Origin of the sequence: Providencia sp. PROV040 (genome assembly GCF_032706145.1) — a bacterium.
Lineage (GTDB): Bacteria > Pseudomonadota > Gammaproteobacteria > Enterobacterales > Enterobacteriaceae > Providencia > Providencia hangzhouensis.
The window spans coordinates 4,491,306-4,511,748 of record NZ_CP120530.1 but is presented as its reverse complement, the minus strand read 5'-3'; the positions used below and the strand labels follow the sequence as shown (position 1 = coordinate 4,511,748).

The following is a 20,443-nucleotide window of genomic DNA, read 5'->3' as shown; positions in this document are numbered from 1 at the left end:
CTCATGTTGAATGCATCAATCCACAGAATAACAACAAAGGGTTTTTTTACTGTTTTCGTCTTGTTTATGGCATTAGCTATGTGGCTGTTTGGAGCAAAAGCACAAGCGGCAACATTAACAAATATTCAAGTTAATAACAGCCCATCACAAGCAGAAGTGGTGCTAAGTTTTATTGATGGTAAGCCCGACTACTCCTATTTCCCATTGCATTCACCTGAGCGCCTTGTTGTTGATATCAAACAACGAGGTGAGATTATTGGTTTACCACTTAAAGTTCCCGCAGGAGACCTTGTAAAACTGGTACGGGCGAGCCAACCTTCTGATAACCAACACAAACGCTTAGTTTTAGAGCTATCTCGCGCAGCGAAAACAAAAGCGACACTTAAACAGGTTTCAGGTAAATATCAGTTGGTGTTAACGATATCGACTGGAAATGCATCCGGTTCTACCTCTTTTAATCAAACCAATAATACAGTTAAACCAGCGGCAAATAATACTCAAGATAAACCATTGAAGATGAGTAACCCTGCACCTGTGGCTACACCAACACCAACCAAATATAAAAATATGCCAAAGGGTAGCAAGCAGGTCGTCATTGCTATTGATGCAGGACACGGTGGAAAAGACCCTGGTGCGATAGGCAAGAATGGTTATAAAGAAAAAGATGTGACTCTCAGCGTCGCACGTAAATTATACCAACGCCTTGAAGCCGACCCAATGTTTAAGCCCGCGATGACACGTGACGGTGACTATTTTATTTCTGTTAGTGGTCGTTCTGATGTGGCACGTAAGAAAGGGGCTAATATGTTGGTGTCAATTCACGCGGACTCGGCTCCGAATAGCAGTGCACGGGGCGCATCAGTATGGGTATTGTCTAATCGGCGTGCAAACAGTGAACTGGGTAGTTGGCTGGAACAACGTGAAAAACAATCGGAATTATTAGGTGGGGCGGGTGATGCACTGAGTGGCGCGGACCCTTACTTAAGCCAAGCCGTTTTAGATTTACAATTCGGTCATTCTCAGCGTGTGGGGTACGATGTTGCAGTTAAAGTGATCGAACAGCTGCGAAAAGTAGGTAATATTCACAAAAGAACCCCTGAACATGCAAGCTTAGGTGTATTGCGTTCTCCTGATATCCCATCGATTTTAGTCGAAACTGGGTTTATTAGTAATGCAGCGGAAGAGCAGTTGCTAAAATCGAATGAATTCCAAGACAAAGTCGCAGAAGCTATCCATTTAGGGTTACGTCAATATTTCTTGGCGAATCCAATACAAGCAGCGCCACAATAAGGGGGAGGCATGGCTATACATATTCTATCCCCACAACTTGCCAACCAAATCGCAGCAGGTGAGGTGGTTGAAAGGCCTGCGTCAGTGGTTAAAGAGCTCGTTGAGAATAGTCTTGATGCAGGGGCAACGCGTATTGATATCGACATTGAGCGCGGTGGAGAAAAACTGATCCGTATTCGTGATAATGGTTGTGGTATCAGTAAAGATGAACTGATTTTGGCTTTAGCTCGCCATGCGACCAGTAAAATTGCCACATTAGATGATCTTGAAGCCATTATGAGTATGGGGTTTCGCGGTGAGGCACTAGCGAGTATCAGTTCTGTTTCACGTTTAACGTTGACATCAAAGCCTGCAGACCAGACAGAAGCATGGCAATCCTATGCCGAAGGTCGGGATATGGAGGTAATAGTTAAACCCGCAGCGCATCCCAATGGCACAACGGTTGAAGTATTAGATTTATTCTATAATACGCCAGCTCGTCGTAAATTTATGCGCACAGAAAAAACTGAATTCGGTCATATCGATGAAATTGTTCGCCGAATTGCGCTTTCTCGCCCTGATGTGGCTATCAACCTGACTCACAATGGGAAATTAGTAAAGCAATACCGAGCGGCTCATGATGAGGCACAGCAAGAGAGGCGTCTTGGGACGATTTGTGGAACGGGCTTTATGCAAGGCGCTTTGGCGTTATCTTGGGAACATAGCGATCTTGCTATCAAAGGGTGGGTCGTTTCTCCATCAATGACGTCGGGTAGTGAAACACAATATTGCTATGTCAATGGCCGTATGATGCGTGATCGCCTGATTAATCATGCTATTCGTCAAGCTTATGAAGGGCATTTAGACGAAAACCAGCAGCCAGCTTATGTCCTGTATTTGACCATTGACCCAAAACAAGTTGATGTTAACGTACACCCAGCAAAACATGAGGTTCGTTTTCACCAAGCTCGTCTGGTACATGATTTTATTTATCAAGCGGTACGAACAGTATTATTAGAAGCCGCATCTATTGATGAGCTTCCGGGTATCGAACCTGTAAATACAGAACTGGAAAATCGGCCTTCTGCGGGGGAAAATTATTTTTCTTCTCCTAGTGTGGCTCCTAAGCAACATAAGGCAGAAAACAAGACGATAGTCGAGAATACCCTTCTAGAGCCTAAAACACCTTATAAGCAGGCTAGCCACTTAAAGGATAATGCTAAAAATCACGCTTTTTCTTCGCCGAAATCAACGTCAGGTTTTTCAGAAAATGTACCAGCAAAAACGTTTGGCTCAACTTATGACAAAAAAGCAGGCGAACTGTATCAGAGCTTAATGTCCATTCCGGTTGCTCCTGAAGATAAAAAGCCGCTTTTTCCTGAACGTAACCCAATCAGTTCACCGCAAATATCCTCACAACCTGTAGCAAAAAATGCGGATAACTACCTTTTTGGCAAAGTATTGACAATTTACGCAAAAAACTTTGCATTAATTGAGTCTTCGTTGGGGCTAATCCTGTTATCCTTAACGGAAGCTAATTATTTATTGAAGTTGTCACAATTGTCACCGAGTGGTGGAGCCTTAAAGCCCCAACCATTGTTAATACCTCTAAAATTGTCACTTAAAAATGATGAAATAGAGGTTTTACAGCGGTACAAGGAACAATTGACAATATTTGGTATCGAAGCCACGATATTACATGGAAAAGTAACAATTCATACGGTATCGTTACCATTAAGAACACAAAATTTATCACAGCTTTTTTCTGAGCTACTCGATTTTTTATCGAGAAAAGAAAGTGTCACTGACGAAGATATAGCACAATGGCTCGCTAAAGCAGTTTCACAGGTTAAAACAGAAGAAAGTTGGAGTTTAGCACAGGCTGTTCAGTTGCTGGCTGATGTTGAGCGGGTATGTCCGCAGTGGGTGAAAAACCCTCCACCAACATTATTACAATTAATTAATTTACAATCCGTGGTAGCTACACTAACAAATGAGTGATTTAGCAACTCAGAAAAAACCTGACGCAATATTCCTAATGGGTCCAACGGCCTCAGGTAAAACCGCTTTGGCGATAGAACTTCGCAAGCATTTGCCTGTGGAAATTATTAGTGTCGATTCGGCATTAATTTACCGAGGGATGGATATTGGCACAGCAAAACCAACAACAGAAGAACTCAGCCAAGCTCCCCATCGTCTGATTGATATCCTCGATCCGTCTCTACCATACAGTGCTGCCGATTTTCGCCGTGACGCATTAAATGCCATGGCTGAAATTACCTCACAAGGTAAAATTCCATTATTAGTTGGCGGCACAATGTTGTATTTTAAAGCCTTATTAGAAGGGCTTTCACCTCTTCCTTCAGCTGACCAAGCAGTTCGTACTGAAATTGAACACATTGCGAAAGAACAAGGGTGGGGGGAAATTCACCGTCGTCTTACTGAGGTTGACCCAGTTGCCGCGGCAAGGATTCATCCTAACGACCCACAAAGATTATCCCGTGCTTTAGAGGTATATCTCATTTCGGGACAAACTTTGACTGAAATGATACAAACAGCAGGGGAAGAATTACCTTATAATGTGTTTCAGTTTGCTATTGCGCCACAAGATCGTAAAATTTTACATGAGCGCATAGAACAACGTTTTCATCTGATGATAGATGCGGGTTTTGAAGAAGAAGTTCGCAAGTTACATCAACGAAATGATTTACATGTTGACCTCCCTTCAATTCGTTGTGTGGGGTATCGGCAAATGTGGTCATATTTAGATGGTGAAATTGGCCATGATGAAATGATTTATCGGGGGATTTGTGCAACTCGCCAATTGGCAAAACGTCAAATTACCTGGTTAAGAAGCTGGGAGAATGTTCATTGGCTAGATAGTGAACAACCTCAGCAAGCGCTTAGCACCGTTATGCAGGTTATGCGTGCATAGGACTGATGTTTGTGTACAATTAGAACGTTAAGCGCAATTTTTGAGTAGTTACTTTTTGGAATCTAAAAGATTCTCTTTTAAAAACAACAAAATAAGGAAAACATAGAATGGCTAAGGGGCAATCTTTGCAAGATCCGTTCCTGAACGCATTACGTCGTGAAAGGGTTCCGGTCTCTATTTATCTCGTTAATGGCATCAAATTGCAGGGGCAAATTGAGTCTTTTGACCAATTTGTCATTTTATTAAAAAACACAGTTAGCCAGATGGTTTATAAACACGCTATCTCGACTGTTGTCCCTGCTCGCCCTGTTTCTCATCATAGCGGTACTGCGGGTAGCACTGGTAATGGTAATTACCATTCAGGTAACCCTGCAGCGCAAGATGGCGAAGTAACTGAGTAAGTTTGTACGCTAAAAGACAAGGAAAGCATGGGTAGGGAGACTGTACCTGTGTTTTTCCTTTGCAATTATTGTTTAGCCTAAGAGGTTACACCTTGTTTGATAGGTATGAAGGCGGTGAACTAGCTGTATTAGTCCATGTCTTTTTTTCTCAAGAGAAAGACGTTGATAATCTGGCAGAATTTGAGTCACTTGTGACATCTGCTGGGGTAAAACCAGTACAAATAGTCACGGGCAGTCGTAAAGCTCCTCATCCAAAGTTTTTTGTTGGGGAAGGTAAAGCAGAAGAAATTGCCCAAGCTGTTGAGGAAAGTGGTGCAGATGTGGTGTTGTTTAATCATACTCTAAGCCCTGCTCAAGAACGTAATCTCGAAAGGATTTGCCAATGTAAGGTGGTTGACCGTACAGGGGTAATTTTAGATATTTTTGCTCAACGCGCACGTACACACGAAGGTAAGCTTCAAGTTGAATTGGCTCAATTAAGGCATTTATCGACTCGCTTAGTGAGGGGATGGACGCACTTAGAGCGACAAAAAGGCGGGATTGGTTTACGAGGCCCCGGTGAAACTCAACTTGAAACCGACCGCCGGCTATTAAGAGATAAAATTAAACAAATCTTATCTCGTCTTAGTCGGGTGGAAAAACAGCGTGAACAAGGGCGTCAAGCGAGAAGTAAGGCAGATATCCCGACTATTTCGCTTGTCGGTTATACCAATGCTGGTAAGTCTAGCTTGTTTAACCGCATGACGGCCGCGGATGTTTATGCTGCTGACCAGTTATTTGCAACACTTGACCCAACACTTCGTCGTATTGATGTAGAAGATGTTGGTGTTGTCGTTCTTGCAGATACTGTGGGTTTTATCCGCCATTTACCCCATGATTTGGTTGCAGCTTTTAAAGCAACCCTGCAAGAAACACGTGAAGCAACGTTATTGCTGCACGTTATCGATGCAGCTGACAATCGCTTGGATGAAAATATTCATGCAGTTGAAAGTGTGTTAGAAGAAATCGAAGCGGATGAAATACCAACACTTTTAGTGATGAACAAAGTTGATATGCTGGAGGATTTTGTCCCGCGTATTGACAGAGATGAGGATAACAAGCCGGTTCGTGTCTGGGTTTCAGCGCAAACGGGCGATGGTATCCCATTGTTGCTACAGGCATTGACGGAACGTCTTTCAGGTGAAATCGCACATGTTGAATTGCGTTTACCACCGAATGAAGGCCGTTTACGTAGCCGTTTCTATCAACTTCAGTCAATCGAACGTGAATGGCAGGAAGAAGACGGCTCAATTGGCCTTGAGGTGCGTATGCCAATGGTGGATTGGCGGCGTCTGTGCAAACAAGAGCAGCAATTACCTGACTATGTTATTTAATCGCTTTGGTTATTAATAATGCTTTGGCCGTTAATAATTTGGCCGTTAATAATATAGTTAGGCAATGGAATTGATATTAAGAGCCCTATCGCTCTTAGCCCTGAAAATCAATCATAAAGAATGGAGCTAAAACATGGCGTGGAATCAGCCCGGTAATGACGGACAAGACCGCGATCCGTGGGGAAGCGGCAATAAAGGCGGCAACTCTGGCGGGAACAAAGGTGGTCGAAAACGTGGGGCTTATGATCTCGACGATCTCTTTCGTAAACTAGGCAGCAAGCTTGGTGGAAATAAAGGCGGCGGTGGTGATGGTGATAATAAACAACCATCACAAATCAGTGGCCGTTTAGGTATGTTAGCTCTTGCTGCTATCGTTGTTGTATGGGCAGGTTCAGGCTTCTACACCATCAAAGAAAGTGACCGTGGCGTAGTATTACGTTTTGGTGAATATAGTGGTATTGTTGGGCCTGGTTTGAACTGGAAACCAACCTTCATTGATAGGGTCATTCCTGTCAACGTAGAAACCGTACGTGAACAAGCGACAAATGGCATGATGTTAACGTCAGATGAAAACGTGATCCGCGTTGAAATGAACGTTCAATATCGTGTTACCGACCCTGCGCAATATTTATTTAGTGTCACAAACCCAGACAATAGTCTGCGTCAGGCGCTAGATAGTGCTGTGCGTGGTGTAATCGGTCAGTCTGCGATGGAGCAAGTACTGACTACGAATCGTGCTTTTATCCGTGATGTTACACAAAAAGAGCTCGAAGCAACAATTGCACCATACAAGATGGGTATCACACTGCTTGACGTCAACTTCCAAGCAGCACGTCCACCTGAAGATGTTAAAGCGGCATTTGATGACGTAATCTCAGCAAGGGAAGAAGAACAAAAAACCATTCGTGAAGCGCACGCTTATCGAAATGAAGTTCTTCCACTGGCAAAAGGTAACGCACAACGCCTAATTGAAGAAGCTGAAGCGTATAAAGCGAGTGTGGTCTTCAAAGCAGAGGGTGAGGTGGCAAGTTTTGCGAAAATGTTACCTGAATATCGTGCTGCGCCAGAAATCACCCGTGAGCGTTTGTATATCGACACAATGGAGCGTGTGTTAAGTAATACACGTAAAGTGATTGCGAATGATAAGAGCAACAGCATGTTAGTGTTGCCGCTGGATCAAATCATGCGCGGTACAAATTCAGATGCGGCTTCAACGTCAAAAGCTAATCCGTCAGCAAGAATGGCGACGCCAAGCAATAGTTCGTCATCATCTGCTGCAACACCAGCACAGCCAAACAACGCTGTTCGTGGTGATGCTGTTAGAGTAGGGAGACAATAATCATGCGTAAATCGCTAATTGTTATCGTTATTGCCATCTTGGCAGTTGCATACGCATCTATCTTTATTGTTCCTCAAACTGACCGCGGTATCGTATTGCGTTTTGGTAAAGTTCTACGTGACTCTGAAAACAAACCGATCATTTATGAGCCGGGTCTGCATTTCAAAGTTCCATTTATTGAAACTGTGAAAATGTTGGATGCACGTATTCAGACTCTTGAAATTCAAGCTGACCGCTATCTGACAAGTGAAAACAAAGACTTAATGGTGGACTCCTACCTGAAATGGCGTGTTACTGATTTCAGTCGTTATTATGTAGCGACTGGCGGTGGTAATCCATTCCAAGCGGAAACCCTGTTAAAACGTAAATTTAGTGACCGTTTACGTTCTGAGTTTGGTCGTTTAAGCGTTAAAGACATTATCACTGATTCACGTGGCCGTTTAACTGTTGATGTGCGTGATGCCTTGAACAAAGGTACTGCAATTGACGACTCAACAAAAGAAGCGGATGCAGCGATTGCGGATGCAGCAAAACGTGTTGAAGAGGAAACGAACCTGAAGCCACTGGTTGTGAATGCAAACAGTATGGCGGCGTTAGGTATCGAGGTTGTCGATGTACGTATTAAACGTATTGAGCTGCCAAACGAAGTTTCTGAAGCTATCTATGCGCGTATGCGTGCAGAACGTGAAGCAGTTGCACGTCAACATCGTTCACAAGGTCAAGAAGAAGCGACTAAGATTCGCGCTGTTGCAGATAAAACAGTAACAGAAACGTTGGCTGAAGCAGAACGTACCGCCCTAACTTACCGAGGTGAGGGTGATGCGATGGCAACGAAACTGTTTGCTGATGCATTCAACCAAGATCCAGAGTTCTATGCGTTTATTCGTAGCTTGCGTGCCTATGAGCAAAGCTTCAAGAGTGGTGAAGACGTGATGGTATTAAGCCCAGACACTGACTTCTTCCGCTTTATGAAGGCGCCAACTAAGCTTCGCGCGACAGATTAATAACAAGCTAAGTTGCGTGCAACCTAGCAAAATAACTGTTAATCTATTAAAGAAAAGCCCGCTTCGGTGGGCTTTTTTTCGCCTGTCGTTTTAAGTATAGGATTTTTCAGGGAAAATTTGAGCTGCTCAACTGATGGCATTCATTTTGAGTTTACGGCAGAAATAAAAAATACCATTTTACTTGCTTTCCAGAAAAAAATTTTTGTATTGCCAAAATATCACTGGAACAGTTCATTTTTGATGGTAGAATTCATTTTTAAGCAACCGAGTGTATTTCAAAATGGGTAAGAACGTTGTCGTACTGGGCACCCAATGGGGTGACGAAGGGAAGGGCAAGATCGTTGACTTGCTGACAGAGCGTGCTAAATATGTAGTTCGCTATCAGGGCGGCCATAATGCTGGCCATACTCTTGTTGTAAACGGTGAAAAAACCGTTCTCCACTTAATTCCATCCGGTATTCTTCGTGAAAATGTCATCAGCATTATTGCTAATGGTGTTGTTTTAGCGCCAGACGCATTAATGAAAGAGATGAAAGAATTGGAAGACCGCGGTGTTCCTGTTCGGGAACGTTTACGTCTTTCTGAAGCATGCCCACTGATCCTGCCTTATCATATCGCATTAGATAATGCGCGTGAAAAAGCTCGTGGTTCCAAAGCGATTGGGACAACAGGTCGTGGTATTGGTCCTGCTTATGAAGATAAAGTTGCACGTCGTGGTTTGCGCGTTGGTGATTTATTCGATAAAGCAACGTTTGCAGAAAAATTAAAAGAAATCGTTGAATACCACAACTTCCAACTTGTTCATTACTATAAAGAACCTGCTGTCGATTACCAAAAAACGTTAGATGATATTATGGCTGTGGCTGATATCCTAACTGGCATGGTAATTGATGTTTCTGATCTGCTCTATAAAGCAAATCAGAAGAATGAATTAGTGATGTTTGAAGGCGCACAAGGGACATTATTAGATATCGACCACGGTACTTATCCTTATGTAACTTCTTCAAATACGACTGCTGGCGGTGTGGCGACGGGTTCTGGTTTAGGTCCTCGCTATGTAAACTACGTATTAGGTATCATCAAAGCTTACTCAACACGTGTTGGTGCGGGCCCATTCCCTACTGAGCTGTTTGACGAAGTGGGTGAGTTCCTGCGTGAAAAAGGCCAAGAATTTGGTGCAACTACAGGCCGTAAACGCCGTACTGGTTGGTTAGATATCGTTGCGATTAATCGTGCGGTACAAATCAACTCACTGTCAGGCTTCTGTATGACTAAACTGGATGTTTTAGACGGTTTAGAAGAAGTCAAAATTTGTGTAGGCTACCGTCGTCCAGATGGTAAAGTGTTAGAAACAACACCTTTAGCTGCTGATGAGTGGGATGGTTTAGAGCCAGTTTATGAATCAATGCCAGGTTGGAAAGAAACAACTTTTGGTGTGAAACAAAGAGAATTACTGCCACAAGCAGCTCTGAATTACATCGAACGTGTTGAAGAACTCACGGGTATTCCAGTTGATATTATTTCAACGGGCCCAGATCGTTCAGAGACCATGATCCTGCGTGATCCATTTGATGTTGAGTAATAACACTGACTGCGCCTTAAACGGGCGCAGTTTTTTTACTGCTTTACCTCCTTCCAATATGCAGCTTCTTTGATAAAACAGTCAAAATTCCCCATAATGATTGAATTAAGTCACTTTTGTGTGCAAATTCTGTGCAATTAAATGCATATTTGACCTGTGTTATACGTTAAACTGTATTTAGCAACATATAATTTATTAGCATGCTATATTTTATTCAGAAAACTGAATGTGTTGGGTTAGAAATAGTAAATGTGAATTTTAAAAGAAGTCACATGTTTTTAGGCCACTGATTTGCGGCCAACAGCGTTATAGCTAAAATTTTGAGGTGATTGTGCAACTGACTAGTTTTACAGATTATGGGTTACGAGCTCTTATTTATCTGGCTTCTCTGGGTGAAGGGAAAATGACCAGTATTACTGAGGTCACCGAGGTCTACGGTGTATCTCGTAACCATATGGTAAAAATTATTAATCAACTCAGTCACTTAGGTTATATTAAAGCCACTCGTGGCAAAAATGGCGGGATTACACTAGGACAACCAGCAGAATCAATTCGTATAGGGGACGTTGTTAGAGCATTAGAACCCCTGACTCTTGTTAATTGTAGTGGCGAGTTTTGCCACATTACACCTGCGTGTCGTTTAAAAGGTGTGCTACACCAAGCAATACAGCAGTTTTTACAAGAACTTGATCAATACACGCTGGCGGACATGGTGAAAGATAACAGCCCGCTCTATCAACTACTGCTTGATTAGCATTTGCGGTAGTTATGAATTCTGATGACAACGGAGGTAACGATGTCACAAGATCCTTTTCAGGAAAGAGAAGCAGAAAAATACGAGTCCCCAATTCCAAGTCGAGAATATATTCTTGACCTTATCTCGAAGCGTACTGCACCAGCTAACCGCGAAGAAATCGCACAATTATTGAATTTATCGACAGAAGATGAATTAGAGGCATTACGTCGTCGGTTAAGAGCCATGGAACGTGATGGTCAACTGGTCTTCACTCGCCGTCAGTGTTATGCATTACCGGAGCGTTTAGACTTATTAAAAGGGAAAGTCATTGGTCACCGTGATGGTTACGGCTTCCTACGTGTTGATGGTAAAAAAGAAGATTACTATTTATCTCAAGATGAAATGAAACGCGCCATGCATGGCGACGTTATTTTGGCGCAACCTTATGGGCAAGATCGTAAAGGGCGTACAGAAGTTCGGGTTGTTCGTGTGTTAGAGCCGCGTAATAACCAAATTGTTGGTCGCTATTTTATTGAATCGGGTATGGGGTTTGTCGTACCGGATGATAGCCGTTTAAGCTTTGATATTTTGATACCGAAAGATCGTGTTCTTGGCGCTCGAATGGGTAATGTAGTGGTGGTTGAATTAGTCACTCGTCCACAACGTCGCTCGCAAGCGGTGGGGAATATCATTGAAGTATTAGGCGAAACAATGGGCACAGGTATGGCGGTGGAAATCGCTTTACGTACTCATGAAATCCCACATTCATGGCCACCACAAGTTGAAAAACAAGTCGCTGACCTAAGTGAACATGTCCCTGAGTCTGCGAAAAAAGGGCGCGTGGATTTACGCGACTTACCGTTAGTCACGATTGATGGTGAAGATGCTCGTGACTTTGATGATGCAGTGTACTGTGCACCGAAGAAAGGCGGTGGCTGGCGCTTATGGGTGGCGATTGCGGATGTAAGCTATTATGTCCGCCCACAAACGGCTCTGGATACAGAAGCGCGTAGCCGCGGTAATTCGGTATATTTCCCATCTCAAGTCGTTCCTATGCTACCGGAAGTCTTATCGAACGGTCTGTGCTCACTTAACCCAGGTGTTGACCGCCTGTGTATGGTGTGTGAAATGACGGTGTCGGCATCTGGTAAGCTTTCTTCATACAAGTTCTATGAAGCCGTTATGAGTTCTCATGCAAGGTTAACTTATACAAAAGTATGGAAAATCTTGGAAGGAGACGAAGAACTGCGCGAGCACTATAAAGCGCTAGTGCCACATATTGAGCATTTGCATCAATTATATAAAGCACTTGATGCTGCACGTATTGAGCGTGGTGCGATTTCTTTTGAATCTGAAGAAGCGAAATTTATTTTTAATGCGGAGCGACGTATTGAAAGTATTGAGCCAGTAGAGCGCAATGATGCACATAAATTGATTGAAGAGTGCATGATTTTGGCTAACATTGCGGCGGCTCGGTTCGTTGAGAAAAATGAAGAGCCTGCATTGTACCGTGTGCATGACCGCCCTAAAGAAGAAAGCGTGATGAATTTACGCTCTGTTTTTAGTGAATTAGGGTTGACTTTGCCGGGCGGAATGAAGCCTGAGCCGAAAGATTATGCGCAGGTAATGAATGAAGTGGCTGAACGCCCTGATCATGAATTACTACAAACCATGATTTTACGATCGATGAAACAAGCGATTTATGATCCTGAAAATCGCGGTCACTTTGGTCTAGGTTTGAAATCGTATGCTCACTTTACATCACCAATTCGTCGTTACCCAGATCTGACGTTACACCGCGGGATAAAATATCTGCTGGCTAAAGAACATGGTCATTCAGATAAACGCTGGACGGAAACGGGTGGCTGGCATTCAGACATGGATAGCATGTTACAGCTTGGCGAGCACTGCTCAATGACTGAGCGCCGTGCTGATGAAGCAACACGTGATGTGGCTGACTGGCTGAAATGTGATTTCATGCAGGACCAAGTAGGCCAAACCTTTACAGGTTTAATTACCAGTGTGACCGGTTTTGGCTTCTTTGTTCGCCTTAATGATTTATTTATTGATGGTTTAGTGCATATTTCAACGTTGGATAATGACTACTATCGTTATGATGCGGTCGGTCAGCGATTAATTGGTGAATCATCAGGTACCACTTACCGTCTTGGCGATGAAGTGGAAATTCGTGTTGAAGCGGTGCATATGGATGAACGCACCATCGATTTCGCATTAATTTCAACCACTCGTAAAGCGAAAAACCCGGGCAAAACGGCGCGGGACAAAATGAAGCAAGAAGTTAAAAATGCTACACGCCCAGCTCGTCGAAAAGCGGATGCGAGTAAAGATAAAAACTTCGAGCCTGATTCTGCATTTCGTCGTTCCGATAAAAAAGGAAAAAAAGCTGAGGCTAAGCCAGAGGCGAAAGGGAAAGGAAAAGGCAAAAAGCCTTCCGATAAAACCAGAAAAATTACAGCAAAATTAAAAGCTAAACGCGTTGCAAAAAAATCCCAAAAACAAGAGGGATAATGGTATTGCTGTAGTTATTAACCATCGTTATTAACCAAAGTGGCGCTAACACGCCACTTTACTATTTATTAATATAAATAAGAAATTTATGAGCGAAATGATTTATGGCATTCACGCAGTGAAAGCCTTACTTGAGCGTTCACCGCAACGCATTAAAGAAGTCTATATTTTGAAAGGTCGTGAAGACCGCCGATTAATGCCGCTGGTGCATGAAATCGAAGCGTTAGGTGTTGTTGTTCAAGTGGCGAACCGTCAATGGATGGATAGCCAAACCGAAGGCGCCGTTCACCAAGGTATCATTGCGAAAGTATTACCGGGTAAACAGTATCAAGAAGGTGATCTGCCTGATTTATTGGAGAACACATCATCGCCATTTTTATTAGTATTAGATGGCGTAACAGACCCACATAACTTAGGCGCGTGTTTACGTAGCGCTGATGCCGCTGGCGTTCATGCTGTGATTGTTCCTAAAGATAAATCTGCTCAGCTTAATGCAACCGCGAAAAAAGTGGCCTGTGGCGCGGCAGAAAATGTTCCACTTATTCGTGTGACGAATCTGGCAAGGACATTGCGTTTGCTACAAGAATACAATGTATGGATTGTGGGAACGGCGGGTGAAGCTGACCATAATTTATACCAAAGCAAATTAACCGGCTCGATAGCCTTAGTTATGGGAGCTGAAGGCGAAGGCATGCGCCGTTTAACTCGTGAGCACTGTGATGAGTTAATTAGTATTCCAATGGCGGGCTCTGTGTCATCATTAAATGTGTCAGTGGCGACAGGGGTTTGTTTATTTGAAGCGGTGCGTCAGCGCTTACCTGTTTCTGTAGAAAAATAATATTTAATGTAAAACGGTATCCATCTCTTGAGTTTTATCTCAGGGATGGGTATAGTTACGCGTCAATTTTTTAGCCGCACTCAATAAGTTCCTTGCCTCCGCGGGCCGCGGTTAACCCAGACAGGAGGCTAATAATCCGTAAGGAGCAACTACTAATGCGTCATTACGAAATCGTTTTTATGGTCCATCCTGACCAAAGCGAACAGGTTCCGGGCATGATCGAGCGTTACAGTGCTGTTATCACTAACGCACAAGGTCAGATTCACCGTCTGGAAGACTGGGGCCGCCGTCAACTGGCTTACCCAATCAATAAACTGCACAAAGCACACTATGTTCTTCTGAACGTAGAAGCGCCGCAGGAAGCGATTGATGAGCTGGAAACTAACTTCCGCTTCAACGATGCCGTTATCCGCAGCATGGTTATGCGCTTAAAACACGCAGTAACAGAAGCTTCTCCAATGGTCAAAGCTAAAGACGAACGTCGTGGCCGTGACATGTCTGATGAATATCAGGATGAAGAAGTAGAAGAAACTGGGGATTCTGAAGAGTAATTGCGCAGGTGACCACTAATCGTTTGGTGTTAACAGGCATAGTCTGTAAAGCATTGATTCGAAAAGTGAGTCCGTCAGGCATTCCTCACTGCCAGTTTGTTTTAGAACATCGTTCACAGCAGCTGGAAGCAGGACTGTCAAGGCAAGCATGGTGCAGAATGCCCATTATCGCCAGCGGACAAACCTTACAAGCCCATACTCACAGTATAACGGTCGGCAGTTGGATTACAGTAAGCGGTTTCATTAGTACCCATCAAGGGCGCAATGGAATTAGCAAGATAGTCCTCCATGCCGAGCAGATTGATTTGATAGATTCTGGAGACTAGCCATATGGCACGTTATTTCCGTCGTCGCAAGTTCTGCCGTTTCACAGCGGAAGGCGTTCAAGAGATCGACTATAAAGATATCGCAACGCTGAAAAACTATATCACTGAAAGTGGTAAAATTGTACCAAGCCGTATCACCGGTACTCGTGCAAAATATCAACGCCAGCTCGCTCGTGCTATCAAGCGCGCTCGCTACCTGTCTCTGTTACCATACACTGATCGTCATCAGTAATTGGTACAGTCCATTAACGACTAATAGAGGATAAGGTAATGCAAGTTATTCTGCTTGATAAAGTAGCTAACCTAGGTAGCCTGGGTGATCAGGTTAACGTTAAATCGGGCTATGCTCGTAACTTCTTAGTTCCACAGGGCAAAGCTGTTCCTGCGACTAAGAAAAACATCGAATTCTTCGAAGCTCGCCGCGCTGAACTGGAAGCTAAATTAGCTGACGTTCTGGCAGCAGCACAGGCTCGTGCAGCAGCTGTTACTGCTCTGGGTTCTGTAACTTTAGCTTCTAAAGCTGGTGACGAAGGTAAACTGTTCGGTTCAATCGGTACTCGTGATATCGCTGACGCAATTACTGCGGCTGGCGTTCAAATCGCGAAAAGCGAAGTTCGCCTGCCAAACGGCGTTCTGCGTACTACTGGTGACCACGAAGTTCACTTCCAGTTACACAGCGATGTTTTCGCAGAGCTGAACGTTATCATCGTTGCTGAGTAATCAATAATGATGATATGCATCACTGGGTTATCCATGATGCGAATAAAAACACCGGCTAAGTCCGGTGTTTTTTATTTTCTAGACAATATTTTTGTATTTATTGATTAGCTAAGCATTGGTAGTCGAGTAATTCACCCGCAGAACCTAAGTTCAAATCCCAAAAATTCAATCGGTTGGCAAGTAATACCTTAGAACCATCTTTAAGCTGTACCATTGCTAGGCCAAAATTACCCATTTTATCGTGATGCTTGATGACATATTCGTTTAGTTGATGAAACGAATTTTCTACATGGGGTGAGCCTTCCGGAAATTTTTTGGCTAAGTAATGATGACCCGCTAGTTCAGAAGATAAAGAAGCCCAATGTGTTGTTATTGTTGATGAAAGTTGATTAAGCGTTTCATTTATCTCAGGTTTTAAGCAGGCAATATGAATATGGAGTTGGTCTTGGGAGCGACCATATTGGGAGTTTACCGCAATGGCCAATAAATGTTCAGGAATTGGGTGGGTTGTTTGTTGTGACAAACTGCCCCTTTCTTGCCAAGCGATAGCAAAATAGTCGGGTGAGTGTTGTTCCAATAATTGGCTAGATTCTATCCCCGTGATCTTTTCAGTCGGGATAATTAAGTTGTGTAAAGGCCCTTTTTTATCTTTGAATAATACATAGTGTTTTTCCTGTTCTACTTTCAAGCAGGGCAGCGTTGTTGGAAGTAATGGAATACATTGAGTATTAACGATGTTCCACAGCGCATTTGAATTGATCTTGAACCATGAAATAGAGCTAACAATCACGATAAGTAATAAAAAAACCACACCTAAAAATATGTTAATCCATTTGCGCTTTAGCATGATAGTTTTTATCGCTTAACATGTTAGTGAGAGACTATTTATTATATATCGCTAAATTTATATATTGTTAAGTCAAGGCGGGGGTAAATAGTACAAATTCAGACTAAGTATTAGGGTAGCGGGATGCTACCCTAAAGTCGGTGTTTAAACTAAGGTGTACGGTAATAGCTTCCGTCACTTAACCGCGCGAAACTATAAGTTTTCCCATCAGAGCCAGTAGTTTCTAATAATTGAACTTCACCTTTTGCATTCGCTTTCAGACGAATTTTTTGCCCTTGGCGTAAATTACTTAGTGGCTTCTCAGCCCCTTCAACGCGAGCCATAATAAAAGCATCATTGGCTTGTAAGTTATTATCACGAAAGAGTTGTGCGAGCGTCTTCCCTTTTTGTACTCGGTAGTTTTGCCATTCATTAGCAGAAGGGCGAGTTGTTTTGGGCTCAGGCGTTTTTTCTGGTGATGTTACCGTCGTAGGCTCATTAGGTTCAGGCTCAATAGGTTCTGGGATAATTTCGGGCTCAGTAGGTAAAAGAGGTGAATTATCTTCAGGTGCCGGCACGGGCTCTGGTATCGGCGGTGTAATAGTCGGTTCAGGCACAACCTCAGGGGTAGTAGGTGGTGGGATAACGATAGGCTGGTTTTGAACAATATCGCTGGGGGATTTTTCGCTTGCAGGCCAAAAAAAAGCGACCACGACAATTAAAGCGAGCAGTGCAATACCATAGCGATGAAATTTTGAAAGTTTAAACATCACTCCTCCTTGATGAGGCAATGAGTAAATTAGACCGTATTAATACGCATACTAGCACCCTTTTTAGGCTTTTTTAGCGTTGGGCTGAATTTTTCAGAGAACACTGAATAAATTTGTCGGGAATCAATCAGTTTTATTCTTTAGATTGATTGTTTGGGTTTACCCATAAGGATGGGGCTGCTATTCTTGGTTTTTTCTCAAAATCATATGGGTATTTTCATGGCAAACCAAAATTTCGATTCGGTAGAAGCTCAAGCGAGTTATGGCATAGGTTTACAAGTTGGGCAGCAATTATTAGAGTCAGGGCTAGAAGGTTTAGTGCCAAATGCAATTTTAGCAGGCCTCGTTGACGCTTTAGAAGGCAATATGCCATCGGTACCTGTTGAAACTCTGCACAAAGCATTGCGTGAAGTGCATGAGCGTGCCGATGCTGTTCGTGTATCCCGCCAGGCAGCATTAGCGGAAGAAGGCCAAAAATTCCTAGATGAAAACCAAAAACGTGATGGTGTTTCAACGACTGAGTCTGGCTTACAATTTTCAGTGATTAACCAAGGTGATGGTGCTATTCCATCTCGCTCAGACCGCGTACGTGTTCACTATACAGGGCGTTTAATTGATGGCTCTGTGTTTGATAGCTCAGTACAGCGTGGGCAGCCAGCAGAGTTTCCTGTAAGCGGCGTTATTCCAGGTTGGATTGAAGCATTGACCCTGATGCCAGTCGGCTCTAAATGGGAATTATATATCCCCCACCAATTAGCTTATGGTGAGCGTGGTGCAGGTGCATCAATCCCGCCATTCAGTACATTAGTATTTGAAGTTGAATTACTTGAAATTTTATAATTTCTGTTAGTTCAGTTCACAGCTAAAAAGCCTCATCGTCTTTGGACTTTGGGGCTTTTTTTATGGCGTTAATTTCACACAATTGCTACTCTTGCAGTAAAGGGTCATCAGAGAGGTGAATAATATGCTACAGCAAATTTGCGAATTAGCTCAAGAAGCGGGTTATGCGATTATGGAAACTTATAATGCGCAAGAACCTTTACAGGTTGAACACAAAAGTGATAATTCGCCTGTTACCGAGGCTGATATTGCCGCCCACAATGTGATTACCGCGGGCCTTGCTCGTATTGCTCCTGATATCCCCCAACTGTCGGAAGAAGACCCTCCTGAATGGCCAGTCAGGCAGAATTGGCAACGCTATTGGTTGATTGACCCATTGGATGGAACGAAAGAATTTATTAATCGTAATGGGGATTTTACGGTTAACATTGCCCTTATCGAGAACGGTGTACCAACGATGGGGGTGGTATATGCCCCAGCGAAAGGGCTGCTGTACTACGCTGAAGGTAATCAGGCATGGAAGGAGGAGGGTGGCCATAAGCAACTTATTCATGTGAATGATGCCAAGCCACCAGTCATTGTTATCAGCCGTTCCCATCAAGACAATGAATTAATGGATTATTTAAAACAAATGGGTGAACACACGACAGTAGAAATTGGTTCTTCACTCAAATTTTGTTTGGTTGCGGAAGGAAAAGCACAGCTTTACCCACGTTTTGGGCCTACAAATATTTGGGACACTGCAGCTGGACATGCGGTTGCCATTGGTGCAGGGGCAAAAGTCGTTGATTGGCATGGAAAAACGCTCGATTATACACCTCGAGAGTCTTTCTTAAATCCAGGTTTTCGGGTGATTTTATTCTAAACATCAATAAAGGTTGGGAAGTGATTTCCCAACCTAATTAATAACTAATTATCTAGTTGCAGCACTTTGGCAGTGACTGTACGAATATCTAAACAGGCTTTTGCATCCGTTTTTAAGTCAATCCCATAGGTTGGAATGATGTCTTTTAAACGTGTTTCCCATCCATCAGCTTTGAGTTGCTCATCAAAACACGTTTTTAATACGTTTAGCGCAATAAATGCCGCTGTGGAGGCCCCCGGAGATGCTCCCATCAATACAGTAAATGATTTATCCGCACTAGTAATCAGTTCTGTACCAAACTCTAAAACCCCTTTTTTATCATGGTCAGGCTTAATAATTTGTACTCGTTGCCCTGCAACCACCTCTTTCCAATCCTCATGCTGTGCTTCTGGGTAGAATTGTTGCAGCATAGCAAATTGGTGAGCAGAAGTTTGCAGGACTTGGCCCACTAAGTATTCTGCGAGTGACCAGTTATCTTTCGCAACCGCAAGCATTGGTTCAATGTTATTCAATTTAACCGATTCAAACAGGTCTAAATAAGAGCCGTGCTTAAGGAATTTACTCGAAAAACCGGCATAAGGCCCGAATAATAGAGAACGTTTACCACCAATAATACGAGTGTCCAAGTGTGGAACAGACATTGGTGGTGAGCCTTTGTCTGCTTTACCATAGACTTTTGCATGGTGGCGAGAGGCAATTTCTTCGTTATCACAACGCAGCCAGATACCACTGACAGGGAATCCACCATACCCTTTTCCTTCAGGGATCCCTGATTTCTGTAGTAATTCGATTGCTCTACCGCCTGCACCAACGAACACAAACTTCGCGGAAGTCATTGTTTTCTCGTGCGTGAGTAGGTTTTTAACTTCAATATTCCATCTGCCATCGGCGGTTTTTTTAACATCGATGACTTCATGTTTATAGTGAATTGAAAAACCGGGCTGTTCGCTTAATTGTGCGATTAATAAATGCGTTAGCGCACCGTAATCGACATCAGCACCGGTATTAACACGGGTAACCGCAATCGCTTCTTTAGGGTCTCGACCTTCCATGATCAGAGGTGCCCACTCGTTGATCTGCTTTGGATCATCACTGTATTCCATGTTGTGGTAACAGTGGTGAGCAGACATCTGTTGGTAGCGTTGTTTCAAGAATTTTACATTGTCTTCACCCCAAACAAAGCTCATGTGTGGGCATGGGTGAATAAAGTCACGTGGGTCTTTAATTTTGCCTTTGGTGACCAGATAAGACCAAAGCTGACGAGAGAGATCGAATTCAGTATTGACTTCAAGGGCTTTACTGATGTCCACCGTACCATCTGGATTTGGTGGTGTATAGTTCATCTCACAGTTAGCGGCATGCCCTGTTCCCGCATTGTTCCACGGGTGGGAACTTTCTTGGGCACAGTCGTTTAGCCTTTCAAAAACGGCGATCGTCAGTGAAGGTTCAAGTTCTTTGAGAAATGTACCAAGCGTTGCACTCATGATCCCTGCACCTATGAGAGCAATATCGACATTCTCAGCAATGGGTTTGCTCATG

General features: G+C 43.4%; 20 protein-coding genes. 17 read left to right on the top strand and 3 right to left on the bottom strand.

Annotation, left to right across the window (positions count from 1 at the left end):
* Window positions 1-3 precede the first annotated feature (3 nt).
* The 15 genes from amiB to rplI all read left to right on the top strand — a co-directional run bounded on the left by amiB (window position 4) and on the right by rplI (window position 15,603).
* Entirely contained in the window at window positions 4-1,290 is a 1,287-nt protein-coding gene (gene amiB, locus P3L40_RS21040; RefSeq protein WP_210853004.1) for an N-acetylmuramoyl-L-alanine amidase AmiB, read from the top strand.
* 9 nt (window positions 1,291-1,299) lie between these two features.
* Window positions 1,300-3,270: a DNA mismatch repair endonuclease MutL gene (gene mutL, locus P3L40_RS21035; RefSeq protein ID WP_196732289.1), complete on the top strand. Its 1,971-nt coding sequence runs from the start codon at window positions 1,300-1,302 to the stop codon at window positions 3,268-3,270.
* Window positions 3,263-4,204: a tRNA (adenosine(37)-N6)-dimethylallyltransferase MiaA gene (miaA, locus tag P3L40_RS21030; protein ID WP_004906008.1), complete on the top strand. Its 942-nt coding sequence runs from the start codon at window positions 3,263-3,265 to the stop codon at window positions 4,202-4,204. The genes mutL and miaA overlap by 8 nt, the downstream gene beginning before the upstream one ends.
* A 107-nt stretch (window positions 4,205-4,311) precedes the next feature.
* A complete protein-coding gene (gene hfq, locus P3L40_RS21025; RefSeq protein ID WP_004906005.1) occupies window positions 4,312-4,605 on the top strand; it encodes an RNA chaperone Hfq in 294 nt (97 codons plus the stop codon).
* Between the two features lie 92 nt (window positions 4,606-4,697).
* On the top strand, window positions 4,698-5,978 hold the full coding sequence (gene hflX / locus P3L40_RS21020) for a ribosome rescue GTPase HflX (RefSeq protein ID WP_004906004.1): 1,281 nt from the start codon (window positions 4,698-4,700) through the stop codon (window positions 5,976-5,978).
* Window positions 5,979-6,111: 133 nt separating this feature from the next.
* Window positions 6,112-7,317, top strand: a complete 1,206-nt coding sequence (gene hflK, locus P3L40_RS21015; protein ID WP_094961668.1) for an FtsH protease activity modulator HflK — start codon at window positions 6,112-6,114, stop codon at window positions 7,315-7,317.
* Between the two features lie 2 nt (window positions 7,318-7,319).
* A complete protein-coding gene (hflC, locus tag P3L40_RS21010) occupies window positions 7,320-8,321 on the top strand; it encodes a protease modulator HflC (RefSeq protein WP_004905999.1) in 1,002 nt (333 codons plus the stop codon).
* A 280-nt stretch (window positions 8,322-8,601) separates the two neighbouring features.
* Entirely contained in the window at window positions 8,602-9,903 is a 1,302-nt protein-coding gene (locus tag P3L40_RS21005) for an adenylosuccinate synthase (RefSeq protein WP_004905994.1), read from the top strand.
* Between the two features lie 331 nt (window positions 9,904-10,234).
* A complete protein-coding gene (nsrR, locus tag P3L40_RS21000; RefSeq protein ID WP_004907407.1) occupies window positions 10,235-10,657 on the top strand; it encodes a nitric oxide-sensing transcriptional repressor NsrR in 423 nt (140 codons plus the stop codon).
* Window positions 10,658-10,699: 42 nt separating this feature from the next.
* Complete coding sequence (gene rnr / locus P3L40_RS20995) at window positions 10,700-13,168, top strand: ribonuclease R (RefSeq protein ID WP_036958793.1); 2,469 nt, start codon at window positions 10,700-10,702, stop codon at window positions 13,166-13,168.
* Between the two features lie 88 nt (window positions 13,169-13,256).
* The gene (gene rlmB, locus P3L40_RS20990) at window positions 13,257-14,006 is read left to right on the top strand and encodes a 23S rRNA (guanosine(2251)-2'-O)-methyltransferase RlmB (protein WP_004905989.1); all 750 of its coding nucleotides are present in this window, start codon (window positions 13,257-13,259) and stop codon (window positions 14,004-14,006) included.
* A gap of 155 nt (window positions 14,007-14,161) precedes the next feature.
* Window positions 14,162-14,557: a 30S ribosomal protein S6 gene (gene rpsF / locus P3L40_RS20985; RefSeq protein ID WP_004905988.1), complete on the top strand. Its 396-nt coding sequence runs from the start codon at window positions 14,162-14,164 to the stop codon at window positions 14,555-14,557.
* An 8-nt stretch (window positions 14,558-14,565) separates the two neighbouring features.
* Window positions 14,566-14,883: a primosomal replication protein N gene (priB, locus tag P3L40_RS20980; protein WP_136134037.1), complete on the top strand. Its 318-nt coding sequence runs from the start codon at window positions 14,566-14,568 to the stop codon at window positions 14,881-14,883.
* A 4-nt stretch (window positions 14,884-14,887) separates the two neighbouring features.
* Window positions 14,888-15,115, top strand: a complete 228-nt coding sequence (gene rpsR / locus P3L40_RS20975) for a 30S ribosomal protein S18 (RefSeq protein ID WP_000135199.1) — start codon at window positions 14,888-14,890, stop codon at window positions 15,113-15,115.
* Window positions 15,116-15,153: 38 nt separating this feature from the next.
* Entirely contained in the window at window positions 15,154-15,603 is a 450-nt protein-coding gene (rplI, locus tag P3L40_RS20970) for a 50S ribosomal protein L9 (RefSeq protein WP_004905983.1), read from the top strand.
* A 97-nt stretch (window positions 15,604-15,700) separates the two neighbouring features.
* Here the strand turns inward: rplI and P3L40_RS20965 are convergent, their stop codons facing one another.
* Window positions 15,701-16,450 carry a CDP-diacylglycerol diphosphatase gene (locus tag P3L40_RS20965; protein ID WP_136134038.1) on the bottom strand — a complete coding sequence of 250 codons (750 nt, stop codon included), beginning with the start codon at window positions 16,448-16,450 and terminating at the stop codon, window positions 15,701-15,703.
* A gap of 149 nt (window positions 16,451-16,599) precedes the next feature.
* Window positions 16,600-17,199, bottom strand: coding sequence for a LysM-like peptidoglycan-binding domain-containing protein (locus tag P3L40_RS20960; RefSeq protein WP_210853007.1), 600 nt, complete (start codon window positions 17,197-17,199; stop codon window positions 16,600-16,602).
* A gap of 219 nt (window positions 17,200-17,418) precedes the next feature.
* On the opposite strand from P3L40_RS20960, the gene P3L40_RS20955 reads away from it, so the two are divergent.
* The gene (locus tag P3L40_RS20955) at window positions 17,419-18,039 is read left to right on the top strand and encodes a peptidylprolyl isomerase (protein WP_004907421.1); all 621 of its coding nucleotides are present in this window, start codon (window positions 17,419-17,421) and stop codon (window positions 18,037-18,039) included.
* A 124-nt stretch (window positions 18,040-18,163) separates the two neighbouring features.
* Entirely contained in the window at window positions 18,164-18,904 is a 741-nt protein-coding gene (cysQ, locus tag P3L40_RS20950) for a 3'(2'),5'-bisphosphate nucleotidase CysQ (protein ID WP_004905978.1), read from the top strand.
* 44 nt (window positions 18,905-18,948) lie between these two features.
* On the opposite strand, the gene mqo is transcribed toward cysQ, so the two are convergent.
* Window positions 18,949-20,442: a malate dehydrogenase (quinone) gene (gene mqo / locus P3L40_RS20945; RefSeq protein WP_136134040.1), complete on the bottom strand. Its 1,494-nt coding sequence runs from the start codon at window positions 20,440-20,442 to the stop codon at window positions 18,949-18,951.
* Window position 20,443 lies beyond the last annotated feature (1 nt).

Excerpts from the sequence above, each read along its gene's own strand:
- amiB (WP_210853004.1), top strand. The coding sequence starts at position 4 with ATGTTGAATGCATCAATCCACAGAATAACAACAAAGGGTTTTTTTACT.
- mutL (WP_196732289.1), top strand. The coding sequence starts at position 1,300 with ATGGCTATACATATTCTATCCCCACAACTTGCCAACCAAATCGCAGCA.
- miaA (WP_004906008.1), top strand. The coding sequence starts at position 3,263 with ATGAGTGATTTAGCAACTCAGAAAAAACCTGACGCAATATTCCTAATG.
- hfq (WP_004906005.1), top strand. The coding sequence starts at position 4,312 with ATGGCTAAGGGGCAATCTTTGCAAGATCCGTTCCTGAACGCATTACGT.
- hflK (WP_094961668.1), top strand. The coding sequence starts at position 6,112 with ATGGCGTGGAATCAGCCCGGTAATGACGGACAAGACCGCGATCCGTGG.
- hflC (WP_004905999.1), top strand. The coding sequence starts at position 7,320 with ATGCGTAAATCGCTAATTGTTATCGTTATTGCCATCTTGGCAGTTGCA.
- P3L40_RS21005 (WP_004905994.1), top strand. The coding sequence starts at position 8,602 with ATGGGTAAGAACGTTGTCGTACTGGGCACCCAATGGGGTGACGAAGGG.
- rnr (WP_036958793.1), top strand. The coding sequence starts at position 10,700 with ATGTCACAAGATCCTTTTCAGGAAAGAGAAGCAGAAAAATACGAGTCC.
- rlmB (WP_004905989.1), top strand. The coding sequence starts at position 13,257 with ATGAGCGAAATGATTTATGGCATTCACGCAGTGAAAGCCTTACTTGAG.
- rpsF (WP_004905988.1), top strand. The coding sequence starts at position 14,162 with ATGCGTCATTACGAAATCGTTTTTATGGTCCATCCTGACCAAAGCGAA.
- rpsR (WP_000135199.1), top strand. The coding sequence starts at position 14,888 with ATGGCACGTTATTTCCGTCGTCGCAAGTTCTGCCGTTTCACAGCGGAA.
- rplI (WP_004905983.1), top strand. The coding sequence starts at position 15,154 with ATGCAAGTTATTCTGCTTGATAAAGTAGCTAACCTAGGTAGCCTGGGT.
- P3L40_RS20965 (WP_136134038.1), bottom strand. The coding sequence starts at position 16,450 with ATGCTAAAGCGCAAATGGATTAACATATTTTTAGGTGTGGTTTTTTTA.
- P3L40_RS20960 (WP_210853007.1), bottom strand. The coding sequence starts at position 17,199 with ATGTTTAAACTTTCAAAATTTCATCGCTATGGTATTGCACTGCTCGCT.
- P3L40_RS20955 (WP_004907421.1), top strand. The coding sequence starts at position 17,419 with ATGGCAAACCAAAATTTCGATTCGGTAGAAGCTCAAGCGAGTTATGGC.
- cysQ (WP_004905978.1), top strand. The coding sequence starts at position 18,164 with ATGCTACAGCAAATTTGCGAATTAGCTCAAGAAGCGGGTTATGCGATT.
- mqo (WP_136134040.1), bottom strand. The coding sequence starts at position 20,442 with ATGAGCAAACCCATTGCTGAGAATGTCGATATTGCTCTCATAGGTGCA.